Consider the following 14,964-nt stretch of genomic DNA (forward strand, 5'->3'; position numbering starts at 1 on the left):
GCTGAAGGCAAGCGTTGGACATCCGGCACGTCCAACGCTTGCCTGCGTCGTCGTAATCATGGGCTCGGCATCGCGTGTCGATGAGTTCCGCCGCCCCCCAGGAGCCTGGCGGCGGACCCGACGGATCGCCGCAATCAACTGTGTCCTGGGTGGCGACCGTGTCGAGTACTACCGAATCCAAGATAGGCGAACGACGACGGCTACGTCCGCCACCTGGCCACGACGGCGTCCATGTCGCCGTCGCCCGGCGGAGGGATATGGCGTGCGCCGGGAAACCGCTGTGCGGGTTCGGTATACGCGCGCTGCTGTACCAGACGAGCAATATTGGCCCGGTAGATGTCATCGACCGCGGCGTGCCGCCCCGGCTCACGGTCGAGCCAAAGATTGGCCGGATGGATCGGCCGGTCGTACATGCGCTGGAACAGCTCAGTGCGAATGTCCTTGAGCCAGTTCGAGTTCAGATTCATCATCCGATACTGGCGCAGTGCCTCGACATCCACCGGCGCGGCGATGATCGCGTTGGCTCCCGACGATACCCGCCCGATCACCTGACCGTGATAGTCGACGATGTGCCCGTTGCCGCCGGCGATGTCCACGGGATGCTCGGCGGCGGGACTGGCGTAAACCGGCCCGGTGTTCGGGCACACCATGTACACCCCGTTGAAGTGCGCATGCGCCCGATTCTGCAGCAGCCAGGTGCCTCCAGCGTCCGGACCGGCCGCGGTCATCGGCACGGCTTCGCTGGGTCGGTACACCACCTCCGCGCCGTTGAACGCCAGTGCCCGAACGGCTTCCGGGTACTCGCCGTCGCTGCAGCACAGGGTGCCGATGTTGCCGATGTCCGGGGTCCGCAGCACCGGATAGAAGGCGTCGATACCGTCGCCGAACAGCTCGACCCACCGATCGTAGACATCGTGCGGGGTGCACGAATGCTCCCGGCACCACACATGATTCTTGGCGGCCCGGTGGACGATCTCACCCTGCGGCGAGATCACCACCATGACATTGAAGAACCGGTCCGCGATGACCTCGGGCCAGCGGGCCTTGCACTGGACGATGAGATAGGTTTCGTACAGCCGGGCCAGCGCAGCGAGACGATCGGTCTCCGGGCCGGGTATATCGATGAAAAGCTCTCTGGCGCACCGGCTGTGCGGCAGATCGAAGATCTCGTCGGTGAAGCCGGTGAGGGCCCCTTCGGCCAGAGCGACGAGTTTCACCGGCAGGTTGATGCCGACGACCGACACCGCCGCGTGAATGGTCTCCTCGATCGTGTCGAGGTTGCGCGCGACGTGGTCGCGCGCCCCGATGCCGTGAACGATGGTCGACAACCCGACCGCCATATACGGCGCGACCGGTGCTGCCCCGGCGGCTCGATCGGTCATTCCGTGCCACACCAGACGTGCGGATGGGTATCAACCAGGCCGGGCAGCACCACACCGCCCTCGGCGTCGACATGCCGGGCATCCGGCCCGGCCGCCGCCATGGCGTCCGGGCCGCCCGCCGCCGGCACGCATCCGCCGGATAGCACCAGTGCCTCCGCTTCCGGCGTGTCCGGCGCGAGCGTTCGCACCCGCACGTCGGTGATGATCGTGCTGGTCATCGTTATCCTCCACTACCGACCGTTGTGTCCTGTGCGCACAGCGTACTCTCGTTTTCTCCAGATGGAGAAGTTCTGAATTCTGGGCGCAGACATGATGAGCGCCATCACGACACACTCGGCATCGGTGACGGGGTCGGCGAGCCAGCGGTGACGAACCTGCTCACCGCCGAAGGGGCCATCGAGATCGGGAGAGATAGCCATCCTTCACGATGCCGCGGTACCGGCGAACCGCCAGAGCAGAACGCGCGGACGCGGCATTTCCGTGCACAGCTGGCCGGGCCCAGTCGGGCGAGATGATCTCAGCCCGTTGACCTTCGGAGCGCTCGCGCTGGCCGGTTCGGTCAGCGCGGTATGCGGAACGAGCGGATGTTCGGGATCGGCTCCAATTCAGCGTGATGGCATCGCTGCCGCCACCGTCATCAAACGTACGGTTCACGTGTCCGCATCAGCGGTTGCGGGAACTCAGTGACCGATGGATTGCGGGCGGTGGGAAAAGCGTGTTTTCTCGGCCTGTTCCATCAGGCGCATGAACTCGCCAGTCTGCAGGTGGACGAGCGTCTCATGATCACCGGCCTCGAAGTAGATATCCGGCGCACTGGCGAGGCTCTCGTCCATCAGCGTCATCATGCCGTAGGCGGTGCACATGGGCGGGATTGCGCCGACCTCACAGTCCTTGAAGGTTTCGCGGATGTCCGACTCTTTGGCGAGCGCCAGCCGCCGACCCGTTTGGGCCCGGAGCTTCGCGAGTCGTAGATGATGGGTGGATGGCACCACGGCGGCGACATAGCCTTGCTCGTCTTCCAGGACAATTGTCTTGGCGAGGTGGTCGCCGGGGATGTGGGCGGTTTCGGCAGTTTCCGAGCTGCTGTGGCTGTGTGGATGCCGCACGATTTCATATTTGATGCCCGAATTGTTCAGGCACTGCTGCACGGTTGGTGATATGGACATGACGGACCTCCATTGACTGGCTGGTACCACCAGGACCTGGGCTTTCAGCATAGGTCATCGTGGATGTCTCGCGGAGATCCAGCCACCCGCCTTCGTCGAGCGGGAGCGGCGTCGGAGGGCGGGGGCAGGTTGGTTTCGGGCTGTGAATTTGTTGCTTCGGCGGGCCGCACCGATGCTGCCGACATCGCTGAGTTGTGGCTGCGATCCTTCGCTGCGGCGCTGCCTGGGGTTGCCTGCGTAGGCGGGCAGGTAGTGTGCCGCGCCCTCGACCTCCAGGAACACCGACACTCGGGTCGTCACCGGACCCGCACCTGCCGGAACCAACGCCGATCATGCCCCGGCATGGTCGTGCCGATCGGTGGCGCGGTTCCGTTGGGCGAAACGAGGCTTCCTGCGCCCCAATAGAATTCGCGAGGTGGGTATCGAGCGCGTGGTGCCGAGCGAGCCGATGAAAACCACAGCGGGCGCATCGCGCAGGCCGTTGTCGGTGTAGTGCGGATACCTCATTGTCGGAGCGCCGTGGTGACGGAGAACCCGGCGATCCAGGCCGGGATCGCTTCGTAGAATCGGGATTTCAGATCGAAAGGACCCCCCGCCGCGAGCGAAGCGTAGGCGGCCAGCCAGGTGCGCACCTCGTGTGCGGAACCACCGCCCTGCTCGCCCATCCAGTCCACCGGCCAGGAAGCCAACTCGTCGACGCGGTTCTGCTCCAGCAAGTCCAGCAGCCGGTTGTCCCATTCCGGGTTGATGGGGGTCATCGTGCTGGTTCCGGCGGCATACTCGCGGCCGGCCTGTACGACCCGCTGTTCGCCTTTGGCACGTTGTTCGGGGGTCGGTGCGTGGCCTTCGATCAGCGCGTCGGCGACCCGCGGCGGCGCGCCCTCCAGCACGGGCACCGGCGGATCGTGCGAGAGCCCACCGGAGGCGAGATACAGTACGCGCAAATCCAATTCGTCGGCCGCCTGGCCGATCGCGGTGCCCAGTGCCTGGACTCGGCTCATCGGTCCCAGCGGAGTGGCGACACCGTTGACGAACACCGGTATCACGGGCACTCGGTCGATGCCGCCGAAGAGGGTTTCGAGCGGCTGCGCGAACCCGTGATCGACGATCATCCGGGCCGAGATGGTCAGATCGACGCCGCGGTCGAGCACGCCCTTCGCGATCAATTTCGCCGCACCGGTGTCAACCGAGAGCTGGCCCGCCGCCGAGTCGAAATCGCCGACCGCGTGTGCCTCGGTGGCCAGACAGAACGGCGGCATCTCCTTGTAGAAGAAGCCGTTGTAGTGGTCGGGTGCGTACAACACGACCAGCTCCGGATCGAAGTCGCGAACGAACTCTTTCGCGGCTGACACGGCTCGGTCCACCCGGGCCAGTACGTCCGGAGCAGGATCATTCTTGCCGATGAGCGGTGAGTGGGACAGTCCCACGGCTGCTGCAGTCATAACGATTCCTCGAGCTGGGTCGGATGTCAGTGCGAGACAGCGGGCGGATGGATGACGAGCTTGCCGGTGAGATCGCCATCGATCATCAACTGGAAGCCCTGGTGAATATCACTGAGCGGCAACGTTCGATCGATCACGGGCCGAACGCCGGTGGATCCCATCATGCGCAGCATTCCCTCCAGCTCGGCGCGGGTGCACCCGGTGGAACCGAGAATCCGCTGCTGCAGATAGAACACACGGTTCAGATCTGCGGGTGGGTTGGCACCACTGGTCGCTCCGGCCACGACGATCGCGCCGCCCGGCCGTAGCGATCTCAGGGAGTGTTCCCACGTCGCCGCGCCGACAGTTTCGATGACCACATCGACCTTCTCGGGCAGCCGCTCACCGGTAGCAACGGCGGCATGGGCACCCCATGCGAGCGCCTCGGCGCGTTTGCTCTCGCTGCGGCTGGTCGCGTACACCACTGCTCCGGCAGCCGCCGCGAGTTTGATGGCCGCCGAGGCGACTCCACCGCCCGCTCCCTGGACGAGTACCCGATCACCAGGTCGAATTCCGGTCTTGGTGAACAACATCCGGTACGCGGTGGTCCACGCGACCGGCAGACAGGCCGCCTCATCGAAGGACAACCACGTCGGTTTGGACACAAGATTCCGGGCAGGCACGGCCAAGTATTCGGCAAAGGTGCCGTCGAAGAGTTCAGACATCAACGCGCGGTTCGGATCCAGGGTCTCGTCCCCGTTACCGGCGTCCGGGTCGGCGATCACAGGGTGGACGATGACCGGATTGCCGTCGGCATCGTAACCCGCTGCATCGCAGCCCAATACGATCGGCAGTCGCTCCGGCGGATGACCGACGCCTCGCAGTGTCCACAGGTCGTGCATATTCAACGAGGCCGCCACCACCCGGACCAGAGTCCAACCAGGTGGCGGCAATGGGATAGCGATATCGCGCACCACAAGACCCGACAGCGGGTCGGTGGCGCTCTGGGCGATGGCCTGTGCAGCGAGCATGTCGTCACACTCGCTGTGCGGATCCCCGTCGCCCTAGTCCGCGTGCCGCCCTGCGGAACAGCGCGCGAATCTCGCCGGGGGCGTGCCGTCCTGCGGAACATGCGATGGATTCGGCGGTTTCCAGCGGGTTCGCTCGAGACCATGACCTCCACCATCGAACCCGCGACAGGTTGCGAGACCACCACCGCCACCCCGTGCGGCGCGCTGCGGCGGCCGGTCGAGCTGGCCCGCAATATCGATGTCTCCGGGCTGGTCGATTCCGAGGGCGGCCTGTTGGACCGCGCCATCTTCACCGACGAGCAGCTCTACCGCCAGGAGCTGCGACGGGTGTTCGCCCCGAGCTGGCTGTTCCTCGCGCACACCGACCAATTTCACAAGCCCGGGGATTTCTTCACCACATACATGGGCGAGGACCCGGTCATCGTCACCATGGACAAGAACCGGAAGATCCGGGCTTACCTGAACTCCTGCCGCCATCGCGGCGCGCGGGTGTGCCGGGCGGATGTCGGGGCGACCCGGAACTTCACCTGCACCTACCACGGGTGGGCCTACGACCTGGACGGCAAGCTCGTCTCGATCCCGAACAAGGACGGCTATCCGGCCTCGTTCGACACCGCAAACTGGGGCTTGGTCGAGGTGCCGCACGTGCAGACCTATCGCGGTCTGATCTTCGGAACCTGGAATCCGGAACCCGTCTCGCTGCGCGAATACCTCGGCGACATGGCGTGGTACATGGACGCCATGCTGGATCACGATCCGGAGGGCACGGTCGTCGTCGGCGGCGTGCACAAGTGGGTGTTGGACGGCAACTGGAAGCTCGCGGCCGAACAGTTCGCGACCGACTGGTACCACGTGAACATGAGCCACGCGTCGGCACTGATGGTGTTGTCGCCCAGCAAGAATCCGAAGAACGAGATCGTGCACCGCAGTGGCCGCCAGTACCTGGACCCGAACGGCCACGGCGCCGGATTCCCGGTACATCCGAAGAATCGGTTCAACGCGCAGAAGGTCCACGAGTGGACCGATTACGAGGCACTGCGCGAGCGCCTCGGCGACGCACGCGTCGAAGGACCGCTCACCGACGGCCACGCCACTGTCTTCCCCAATTTCTCGTATCTGCCGGTGATCGGCACCATCCGGGTCTGGCACCCGAAGGGCCCCGATCGCATGGAGGTGTGGGCTTGGACCGTGGTGGACAAGTCGATGCCCCCGGAAGTCCGTGAGGCACAACGCCTGTACAACCTGTGCACCTTCGGCCCCAGCGGCATCTTCGAACAGGACGACGGCGAGAACTGGAGCGAGGTGCAGCACATCTCGCGCGGCTTCATCACCAACCGGGTACCGCTGAACTACCAGATGGGCTTGGGGTCCGAGCGCGAAGACGGCCGTTACCCCGGCACGACGAGCGAGCTCTACAGCGACGCCGCCGGGCGCGCCTTCTACAGCCGCTGGCGCGATCTGATGAACACACCGGCCTGGCACGAGAAGGAAGAACGATGAGCAGCACGGGAATCCGGGTAGCCACACTCGACGACATCCCGGTCGGCGAAGGTATCGCGATCGACAAGGCTGTCGCCGGCACCGACGACGACATCGCGCTGCTGCGCGACGACGACGGCAGCATCTACGCGTTGAACGACACCTGCACCCATGAGGTCGCCTCGCTCGCCGAGGGCTGGGTCGAGGGCGGATACGTCGAGTGCCCGATGCACTCGAGCAAGTTCTGCCTGAAAAGCGGTGAGGTCCAGTGTCTTCCGGCCACCGAGAGCGCCCGTCCGCATCGCGTGGAAGTCCGTGACGGCGAGGTCTACCTGTTCCCGAACGAGGCGCCGTGACTGTCGGAAATGTTGTGATCGTCGGTGGCGGAATCGCCGGCGTCAGCACCGCCGCCGCGCTGCGGGCGGGTGGCTTTGTCGGCGATGTCACTCTCGTCGATGCCGGGGAGTTTCCCTACGACCGCCCACCGCTGTCGAAGGAGTTCCTCGAAGGCCGCAAGGCGCTCGCCGACATCGCGCTACAGCCGCCGCGCTGGTACGACGACAACAAGATTCGCCTCATCACGCAGACCAGCGTCACAGCGCTTCACACTGGCCTCGGCAGCGTCGAACTCTCCGACGGCACAACGCTTTCCACCGATCGCGTGGTGCTGGCCACCGGCGGCCGGGCCGCCCGACCGCCCATCCCGGGCAGCGACGGCTCACGAGTCCATGTGCTGCGCACCGGCGAGGATGCCGACCGCCTGCGGGTCGCCCTGATCCCTGAGGCGCGCGTGCTGGTCGTCGGCGCCGGACTCATCGGCGCCGAAGTCGCCTCCACCGCGGTCGATCTCGGCTGCGATGTCGTCCTGGTCGACCCGGTCCGGCCGCCGCTGACAGCCGCGCTCGGCTCCGAGCTCGCTGTCTGGCTGCATACGCTGCATACCCAGCGCGGTGTCATCACCCTCCAAGCAGGAGTGGAGTCATTGCGCGACACCACGTTCGGCATCGAGGCGCGGCTCACGAGTGTTGATCTCCCCCGCACTTTCGATGTTGTCGTCCTCGGCGTCGGCATGGTCCCGGAAACCGGATTGGCCGCGTCGGCCGGGCTGGAAGTGGATCGTGGCATCATCGTGGACCACCGCCAGACAACCTCCAACCCGGCCGTCCTCGCGGTCGGTGATCCGGCCTGCACTCGGCACAACGGTGTGCTGCTACCGCGCACCGAGCACTGGGAGGCCGCTCAGCACGACGGGCAGCGTGCTGCCGCAACCATTCTCGGTACCGCGGTGCCCGCCGACACCGCGCCGTGGTTCTGGACCGATCGGCATCACCGGCACGTCGAGGTGGTGGGCGAGATGGCCGCCGCCGAGGACATCGTGTTGCGCGGCACCCTCGGCTCGGCGTCGTTCTCTGCCTTCGGGCTGCGCAGTGGCCGGGTCGTAGCGGCGGTCGGCGTCGATGAGTCCACTGCCGTGCGCGCCGCTCGCCGCCTCATCGACCGTGGCATCGCAGTCGACCGCGACCGCCTCGCCGACCCCTCGACCGACCTCCGCAAGCTGCTACGTGGCTGACGTGCCGCCGTGCGGCACAACCACTGTGGCGCTGCACGCAGAAGGGATGGAATGAGACCGTGAGGATCACGACAGCGCAGTTCACGGCCGGCTCGAAGGCCGACCGTGAGATTCACTTCGAGGTCGAGCAGTTCTACTACGAAGAGGCCGAACTGCTCGACGACGGGCGCTTCACCGACTGGCTGGACCTGCTCGACGACGACCTGGACTACTGGATGCCGACCCGCACCAACCGGTTGCGCCGCCAGCAGTCACTGTCGATCGCGTCCCGCGGCGAAGCGGCCTACTACGAGGAGACCAAGGAAAGTCTCACCTGGCGCATCCGGCGCTTCGACTCCGGGATGGCCTGGGCCGAGGACCCACCGTCGCGCACCCGCCACCTCGTCACCAATGTGGTTGTGCACCACGTAGATCCGGCCGACCAACCGGGCTTCACGACCGACGACCTGCTGGCGCGATCGGCATTCCTGGTCTACCGCAACCGCCTCGAACGCGAAGAGAACGTCTTCGCCGGGCAGCGTACCGACGTGCTGCGCCGCAGTGGCGACCGACTGCGGGTCGCCCGCCGCACCATCCTGCTGGATCAGAACATCCTGCAGGCCAAGAACATCTCGACCTTCTTCTGACCAACCGAAGGGACGACCGTGTCCGTGTCCGAACTCGATTTCGCCCTGCGGCAGCGCGACATTCAGCTGACGCACCACACTGTGACCACCACCCTCGGCCCCATCGCCGTGGCCGAAGCCGGGCGCGGCCCTGTTCTGGTCATGCTGCACGGCGGCGGCCCCGGTGCCTCCGGCGTGAGCAACTATCACCAGAACCTGGCCACCCTTACCCGACGATTCCGGGTGATCCTGCCCGACCAGCCCGGTTTCGGCGGCAGCTATCGACCCACCGAGGCCGACCTCGAGGCCCGTTCCATCACTGAGATCACTGCCGACACCCTGTTCCAGGCGCTCGACGCGCTGGGTATCGAAGGCTTCCATCTACTGGGCAACAGCCTCGGCGGGGCGGCGGCCCTTGCGATGGCGCAAAGCCAGCCGCACCGGATCACCGGTCTGGTGCTGATGGCACCCGGCGGCGGATGGCTCCCCTTCGGCCCCACCCCCACCGAGGGCCAGAAGGAGATGTTCCGCTACTACAACAGCGGCGGGCCCAGCGTGAAGAAGATGGCCAACTTCATCCGCACAATGGTCTTCGACCACAAGCAGTTCGGCGAGGACGTCGTGAAGGCCCGCTACGAGGCATCTCTCGACGAGAGCCATATCGAGTTCTACCACCGCTACAACGCTGCCTTCGCCAAACGACACGGCATGGACCCGCTCTGGCGCGACCTGCACAAGATCAAGGCACCCACGCTGCTGCTGTGGGGCCGCGACGACCGCACCATCACCTTGGACGGCGCGCACCTCATGCTCAAGAACATCCGTAACGTACAGATGCACATCTTCGGCAATTGCGGGCACTGGGTCCAACTCGAGCGCGCGCGCGAATTCGAGCGCCTGGTCGGCGACTTCCTGACGGAGCTGTCATGAGCGGCTGGCTGGACGGGTACGTCGCACTGGTCACCGGTGGCGGCTCCGGAATCGGACGGGCGGTCGCCCAACGATTCGTCGCAGAAGGCGCGAACGTGACCATTCTCGGACGCGACCGCGACAAGCTGGACGAAGTCGTAGGAGCCTGTCCTGACCAGTCACGCATGCTTGCCATCGAGGCCGACGTGCGCGATTCCGATCAGATGCACGCTGCGGTCGCCGAAACCGTCTCCCACTTCGGCAAACTCGACACACTGGTCGCAAACGCGGGTATCTGGGACTACCAGCGCCAACTCACCCGCCTCAACGGCAAGGAACTCTCCGACACCTTCGACGAGCTGTTCTCGATCAATGTGAAGGGATACTTCCTCGCTGCCGAAGCCGCCTGGCGCGAACTGGTGAAAACCCGAGGCAGCATCGTGATGACGCTGTCGAATGCCTCCTTCTACGTCAACGGTGGTGGACCGGTCTACACCGCGAGCAAACATGCCTGCCTCGGGTTGATGCGCGAACTCGCCTATGAGCTCGCACCCAAGGTCCGTGTGAACGGCGTCGCCTGCGGGGGCATGAACACCGACCTGCGCGGCCCGGAATCGCTATCGCTGCACGAACGTTCGCTGGCCGCGTCGTTCGCCAAACGCAGCCCCGACGCTCCCCCGCCCCCGATCCCGCTGCACGACTCCAGCACCGACCCTCGCGATTTCACTGGGTCCTACGTGCTGCTCGCTTCGCGGGAACAAAGTGGACCGATTACCGGACAAGCGATCTCGGTCGACGGCGGCATCGGTGTCCGTGGCTTCGCCACCGCCGCCGGCGGTGACCACCTGTAATTCGCTCGACGACGAGCACAAGGAGACCTCGATGAGCACCGTGACGCATCCAACCACAACGGTGAATATCAACCCGGCCACCGCAATCAGCGCGCTCGCCGGATTTCAGCCCGACAGCACGGTGATCCATTATGCCGGAGGCGATCTCACCCACAGCCAGCTCGACCGCAAGACCGCCCGGGTGGCTGTCCTCTTGGCAGCTCGTGGAGTCACCACCGGTGATCGTGTCGCGTATCTGGGTTTGAACAGCTCCGCCTACCTCGTGACGATGCTGGCCACTTTCCGGCTCGGGGCAATCTTCGTTCCCGTGAACTTCCGACTGGCCGGACCCGAGCTACGAGCCGTACTGTCCGGCAGCGGGGCCTCGGCCATCGTGTGCGAGCCTGGTCACCGCGCCGCAGTGGAGGCCGTGCGCGAGTACACCAAGCTACGCCATTTTCTGCTCATCGACGATGACCCACAGCTGCCGAATGAGACGGAAACACCCGGGTATTGGGAACCGTGGGCGCGCCTCATCGAAGCCGTGGAGGTCACGCCTGCTGTCTTCGCCATCCCCCGAGGATTCGACGATCCCGCCATCCTCATGTTCACCTCCGGGACAACCGGGCTTCCCAAAGGCGTTGTCCTCACACACGGCAACATCTGGTGGAACGCTGTCAATGTGGACAGCCGCCTGGACACCAGACGCGGCGACATCACCCACGCGGTGGCTCCCCTCTTCCATGTCGGCGGAGTCAACGCACTGGCGCTGCGTACTATCGTCCGTGGCGGCACCCTGATCGTCCGCCGCAGCTTCGATCCGGCCGCTTTCCTTCGCGATCTCGTTTCGTATCAAGTGAATTCGTTCTTCGCGGTTCCAGCAATGCTGGCCGCCCTGGCAAGAGTTCCCGGCTGTTTCGAGACCGAGCTGCCACACCTGCGCACCGTCGTGGTCGCCGGAGCACCGGTCGCACCGACGCTGATCCAGCGTTTTGCCCGGCACGGCATTCTGCTCCAGCAGGCGTGGGGGCTGACCGAAACCGCCCCTTTCGCCACCCATCTGCCCGTCGAACGTACCCTCGACAAACTCGGATCTGCGGGAATCGCCATGCCGTACACCGAGGTCCGGGTCATCGACCCGAACCGGAACACACAGGTCGCGCCTGGCGTCCCCGGTGAGGTGGTGGTCCGTGGCCCCAATGTCACGCCGGGCTACTGGAACAATCCGGAGGCCACTGCCGCGGCGTTCGACGATGCAGGCTGGTTCCACTCGGGCGACATCGGCTACCTCGATGAGGACGGCTACCTCTTCATCGTCGACCGCCTGAAGGACATGATCATTACCGGAGGTGAGAATGTCTATCCCGCCGAAGTCGAACGCGCCCTCGCCGATCTGCCGGGGCTGGTCGACGTCGCAGTGGTGGGCGCTCCCGACGAGCAGTGGGGTGAAGCGGTAGTCGCAATCGCCAGCCTCACAGACGGCGTCTGTCTGACTCTCGAGGATGTACGCGAATATGCGGCAGAACAGCTAGCGCGCTACAAGCTGCCGCGGCGGCTGAAACTCGTACCGTCGGTGCCTCGCAACGCCTCCGGCAAGCTCGACAAGATCGCCATCCGGCGGCTCGCCACGGAAGAACCCTGATCATGTCGGCTCCCCCGATCTTCGTGCCCGTCCTCCATGAGCCGTGGACCGTCGAGGTCCGATCCCGTTCCCGAACAACGGTTGCACTCGATGTCCGTCGTCCCGTCGACGGCGGAGTGACGGTCGAACTCGAGCGCTGCGCAGCTGGCCGCCTCCGGCATACCTATCCCGTCCACAGCCACGACGTCGAAGCGCGCGTCACCGGCACGCTGCCTGGACCACTGCTGGCCGACCTGCTGGTTGCGCTCTTCGCGGCCGTCGAGGCCGCCGACCCGTACAGCCGTCGACTCGTCTTCGCCGCATCCGCGGATGACTGCAGCACCATCGCCGCTGCCGAGTCGGCCGGATTTCGGTACGTCGTCGACTTCGACCTGCCCGACGCCCAGCTGAGCTTGCTGGTCGCGGAGCCGAGCTGGGTCACCGCAGTGGATATGGATCTCGATCATGTCCCTGGAACCTGATTGGGGCACAACACCTTCTTGCCCCGATCAACAGGTCAGTTCGCAGTCTCTGCCGCCACCGGCGCAGTCCCTCCGCTCCGGATCACGGTCGGCCCGAATTGACGAACCTGTGGAACCGTGGTGACCATGTGCGCGAGCACCCGTTCACTGAGGCAAACGTGCCGATGCGGGACATCGCCCGGGAACCGTACGAAATCACCCGCCGCCAGATCGACCGGCTCGCTGAGCGGACCCGTGCGCAGCTTGCCGGTGACGACGTAAACGTGGTGCAGCGTGCCGGGAGCATGCGGTTCGATCACAGCGGGTTCCGGGCCGGTTCGCTCGAGGCGCAGCATCAGCGTGCGCACGTGGCCCGAACCATAGGTCTCATCGAGCAGCCGCTCCGACCAGTGGGCGCCGTCCGTCCACTCGCCATCGACGGCTCGCTGCACGTAGACGGGCGTACCCCATTCGGTGAGCAGTCGCCGCGCCGGCACATCCAAGGCCGCCCCCAACTGCGACAGCGTCTCGACCGTCGGATTCCCCACGCCCTGTTCGATTTTCGACAGCGTCTGCTTGGACAGTCCCGATCGACGTGCCAGATCTCCCAGCGACATGGCTCGCTCCAGGCGGTACCGGCGGACATTGCGCGCCACCAGCTCGTTTTCATCGATCCGCCCGTCACTTTTAATATGCATATCGTCATTGTTGACGAACTGACCGCGAAATGCACCCCCACGGATCGACATACGGCACGCCCTGCTGTCCGTCGTCCCGACGGACGGCCGGAGTGCGGCAATGGTGCGCCTGTCGCGCTCCTCGGCAGCTGCGGCGCGAGCTCGATCGATCTCACCCTGCGTCAGCGGCCGCGGAGCGCTGTCGGCTGCTTGGCTGGCCGCCGACGGCCGTCGGGTCGCGGCCCTCCCTGTCGACCGGACGAAGGAACTCGCCGCGGCCCGCCGCGCGATCGCGAACCGCAACATGATGAACCCGGGCGGCTGGTCGATCCCGATGTTCCGATATCGATGGTCCGACCATGGCGACGACAGCTTGATGACGAACGGCGACCGAACCGGCATCAGCAACTCCCAGCTACCAGCGCTACGTGTCACTTTAAATTGACAGTTCGTCATTGTTGACGAACGGAATCCGGGTTTGCATGATTGTCACATAGAAGTGCCGGACCGGTGTACTGAAGTTGACACCGCAGCGTGAGCAAGAGGAACGAGCATGACCACGTCAATTGCCGAACCGGTCCGCGGCGACCGCGCCGCCGTCGACAAGGCCATCAGCCTGCTGGTCGCCTTCGGCGACCAGGCCAGCAGTGGCGTTGGCGTCAGCGAGCTCGCGCGACGCGCACAACTGAGCAAGTCGACCGCCTTCCGCGTGCTCGGCATGCTCGAGCGCAACGGTGTCGTCGAACGTATAGGAACCGGCTACCGCCTCGGCGCCCGACTGCATCAACTGGGTCAGGCGGTGTATTCCCCCGAGTACGAACGCATCCGGGATCTGCTGCTGCCCTTCCTCACCGACCTCTACGAAACAACGCGGCATACAGTGCATCTGGCCGCTCTACACGGCACCGACGTGGTCTATCTCGCCAAACTGTACGGCCACCACACCATTCCAGCGCCCTCACGCATTGGTGGGCGACTCCCGGCCCACTGCACCGCGGTAGGCAAGGTTCTGCTCGCCTACCATCCTCAGACCGCCACCCCTGTACTTGTTTCCCCACTGCACGCAATCACCCCGCACACCATCGTCGACCCAGCTCAGCTGGTGAGCGAACTGACCACCATCAGGCGCAACGGCGTGGCCTACGACAACCAGGAGAGCCGACTCGGACTGTCCTGCATCGCCGCGCCGGTCTTCGACCGCCGTGGCCGCGTCATCGCCGCGCTCTCGGTGGCCGGACCCCACGGCAACCTCGAAGCCCACCGCCTCGAGACCACCCTCCGCCAGGTCTGCGCCGCAGCGTCAAACGCCCTCGGCCGCACCCAACTCACCCGGACCGCATAACGTTGCGCGACCGACCCATCCTGCAAGGCAGACTTGCTCGCGCTCGCACTCGCACCAACTCGCCACCCGTCCAGCAAGCTGGCATGAGTCGCCAGCGGAGAAGCTCTTGTAGTGGATGGCGTCGTCAGTGCCGCGGATAAGGACGTAGCGTTTCGCATCGGCGTCGGGGCGCCGACCGCTCGAGGATTGCCGAAGCTCTCCCACGAAGCGGCCCAGTCGCTGCCGTTGCTCCACTTCTTGTTCCAGATCGAGGTCACCGTCAGCTCGGCCCTGTTCGGCTGCCCGGTCTTCGGCACCCGCGAATCCTATAATTAGACAACGGATTTCAGGAGCGGAACACCAGGGCCTGTGTCGAAGTGCGTTGAGGGGTGGGGGGGGCGGGGGGGGGGCGCGGCCCGACCAAGGAAGAGGGGTGCGCGGCGAGGGTGGTGGTGGGGGAGGCGGGGTGGTGGCGGTGGGGGCGCGCGCGC

The 14,964-nt window shown here is 65.5% G+C and carries 16 protein-coding genes and 2 pseudogenes; 10 read left to right on the plus strand and 8 right to left on the minus strand.

What is annotated here, in order from left to right:
* Positions 1-37: 37 nt before the first annotated feature.
* From ABZ909_RS38455 to ABZ909_RS38485, 7 genes and pseudogenes are all read right to left on the minus strand, one after another.
* A pseudogene (locus ABZ909_RS38455) lies at positions 38-208 on the minus strand (IS5/IS1182 family transposase); the annotation flags it as partial.
* A complete protein-coding gene (locus tag ABZ909_RS38460) occupies positions 201-413 on the minus strand; it encodes a hypothetical protein (protein ID WP_357010375.1) in 213 nt (70 codons plus the stop codon). The pseudogene ABZ909_RS38455 and the gene ABZ909_RS38460, both read right to left, overlap by 8 nt.
* Positions 414-482: 69 nt before the next feature.
* Positions 483-1,382, minus strand: a pseudogene (locus ABZ909_RS38465) (nitrilase-related carbon-nitrogen hydrolase); the annotation flags it as partial.
* Complete coding sequence (locus ABZ909_RS38470) at positions 1,379-1,600, minus strand: hypothetical protein (RefSeq protein ID WP_357010340.1); 222 nt, start codon at positions 1,598-1,600, stop codon at positions 1,379-1,381. The pseudogene ABZ909_RS38465 and the gene ABZ909_RS38470, both read right to left, overlap by 4 nt.
* Before the next feature lie 462 nt (positions 1,601-2,062).
* On the minus strand, positions 2,063-2,548 hold the full coding sequence (locus ABZ909_RS38475) for a YbaK/EbsC family protein (protein ID WP_357010343.1): 486 nt from the start codon (positions 2,546-2,548) through the stop codon (positions 2,063-2,065).
* A 503-nt stretch (positions 2,549-3,051) separates the two neighbouring features.
* Positions 3,052-3,990 carry a 3-carboxyethylcatechol 2,3-dioxygenase gene (locus ABZ909_RS38480; RefSeq protein ID WP_357010346.1) on the minus strand — a complete coding sequence of 313 codons (939 nt, stop codon included), beginning with the start codon at positions 3,988-3,990 and terminating at the stop codon, positions 3,052-3,054.
* A 26-nt stretch (positions 3,991-4,016) separates the two neighbouring features.
* A complete protein-coding gene (locus tag ABZ909_RS38485) occupies positions 4,017-5,000 on the minus strand; it encodes a zinc-binding dehydrogenase (RefSeq protein ID WP_357010348.1) in 984 nt (327 codons plus the stop codon).
* A gap of 327 nt (positions 5,001-5,327) precedes the next feature.
* On the opposite strand from ABZ909_RS38485, the gene ABZ909_RS38490 reads away from it, so the two are divergent.
* The 8 genes from ABZ909_RS38490 to ABZ909_RS38525 all read left to right on the plus strand — a co-directional run bounded on the left by ABZ909_RS38490 (position 5,328) and on the right by ABZ909_RS38525 (position 12,496).
* Positions 5,328-6,500 carry an SRPBCC family protein gene (locus ABZ909_RS38490; RefSeq protein ID WP_357010378.1) on the plus strand — a complete coding sequence of 391 codons (1,173 nt, stop codon included), beginning with the start codon at positions 5,328-5,330 and terminating at the stop codon, positions 6,498-6,500.
* A complete protein-coding gene (locus ABZ909_RS38495) occupies positions 6,497-6,835 on the plus strand; it encodes a non-heme iron oxygenase ferredoxin subunit (RefSeq protein WP_357010351.1) in 339 nt (112 codons plus the stop codon). The genes ABZ909_RS38490 and ABZ909_RS38495 overlap by 4 nt, the downstream gene beginning before the upstream one ends.
* Complete coding sequence (locus ABZ909_RS38500) at positions 6,832-8,049, plus strand: FAD-dependent oxidoreductase (RefSeq protein WP_357010353.1); 1,218 nt, start codon at positions 6,832-6,834, stop codon at positions 8,047-8,049. The genes ABZ909_RS38495 and ABZ909_RS38500 overlap by 4 nt, the downstream gene beginning before the upstream one ends.
* A 59-nt stretch (positions 8,050-8,108) precedes the next feature.
* The gene (locus ABZ909_RS38505; protein WP_357010356.1) at positions 8,109-8,675 is read left to right on the plus strand and encodes a 3-phenylpropionate/cinnamic acid dioxygenase subunit beta; all 567 of its coding nucleotides are present in this window, start codon (positions 8,109-8,111) and stop codon (positions 8,673-8,675) included.
* Between the two features lie 81 nt (positions 8,676-8,756).
* Positions 8,757-9,584 (plus strand): alpha/beta fold hydrolase, encoded by an 828-nt coding sequence (locus tag ABZ909_RS38510; RefSeq protein WP_357010381.1) that lies wholly within the window; start codon positions 8,757-8,759, stop codon positions 9,582-9,584.
* Positions 9,581-10,414: a 3-(cis-5,6-dihydroxycyclohexa-1,3-dien-1-yl)propanoate dehydrogenase gene (gene hcaB / locus ABZ909_RS38515; RefSeq protein WP_357010359.1), complete on the plus strand. Its 834-nt coding sequence runs from the start codon at positions 9,581-9,583 to the stop codon at positions 10,412-10,414. Before ABZ909_RS38510 ends, hcaB begins: the two co-directional genes overlap by 4 nt.
* A gap of 31 nt (positions 10,415-10,445) precedes the next feature.
* On the plus strand, positions 10,446-12,035 hold the full coding sequence (locus tag ABZ909_RS38520) for a long-chain fatty acid--CoA ligase (protein ID WP_357010362.1): 1,590 nt from the start codon (positions 10,446-10,448) through the stop codon (positions 12,033-12,035).
* A gap of 2 nt (positions 12,036-12,037) precedes the next feature.
* Entirely contained in the window at positions 12,038-12,496 is a 459-nt protein-coding gene (locus ABZ909_RS38525; protein WP_357010364.1) for a hypothetical protein, read from the plus strand.
* Between the two features lie 35 nt (positions 12,497-12,531).
* On the opposite strand, the gene ABZ909_RS38530 is transcribed toward ABZ909_RS38525, so the two are convergent.
* Positions 12,532-13,173, minus strand: coding sequence for an XRE family transcriptional regulator (locus ABZ909_RS38530; protein WP_357010384.1), 642 nt, complete (start codon positions 13,171-13,173; stop codon positions 12,532-12,534).
* A 532-nt stretch (positions 13,174-13,705) separates the two neighbouring features.
* Between ABZ909_RS38530 and ABZ909_RS38535 the strand changes: the two genes are divergently transcribed.
* Positions 13,706-14,494, plus strand: coding sequence for an IclR family transcriptional regulator (locus ABZ909_RS38535; protein WP_357010367.1), 789 nt, complete (start codon positions 13,706-13,708; stop codon positions 14,492-14,494).
* 111 nt (positions 14,495-14,605) lie between these two features.
* Positions 14,606-14,809 carry a hypothetical protein gene (locus ABZ909_RS38540; RefSeq protein WP_357010370.1) on the plus strand — a complete coding sequence of 68 codons (204 nt, stop codon included), beginning with the start codon at positions 14,606-14,608 and terminating at the stop codon, positions 14,807-14,809.
* The last annotated feature ends 155 nt before the right edge of the window (positions 14,810-14,964 follow it).

It is taken from the genome of Nocardia sp. NPDC046763 (assembly GCF_040645495.1).
Classification (GTDB): domain Bacteria; phylum Actinomycetota; class Actinomycetes; order Mycobacteriales; family Mycobacteriaceae; genus Nocardia.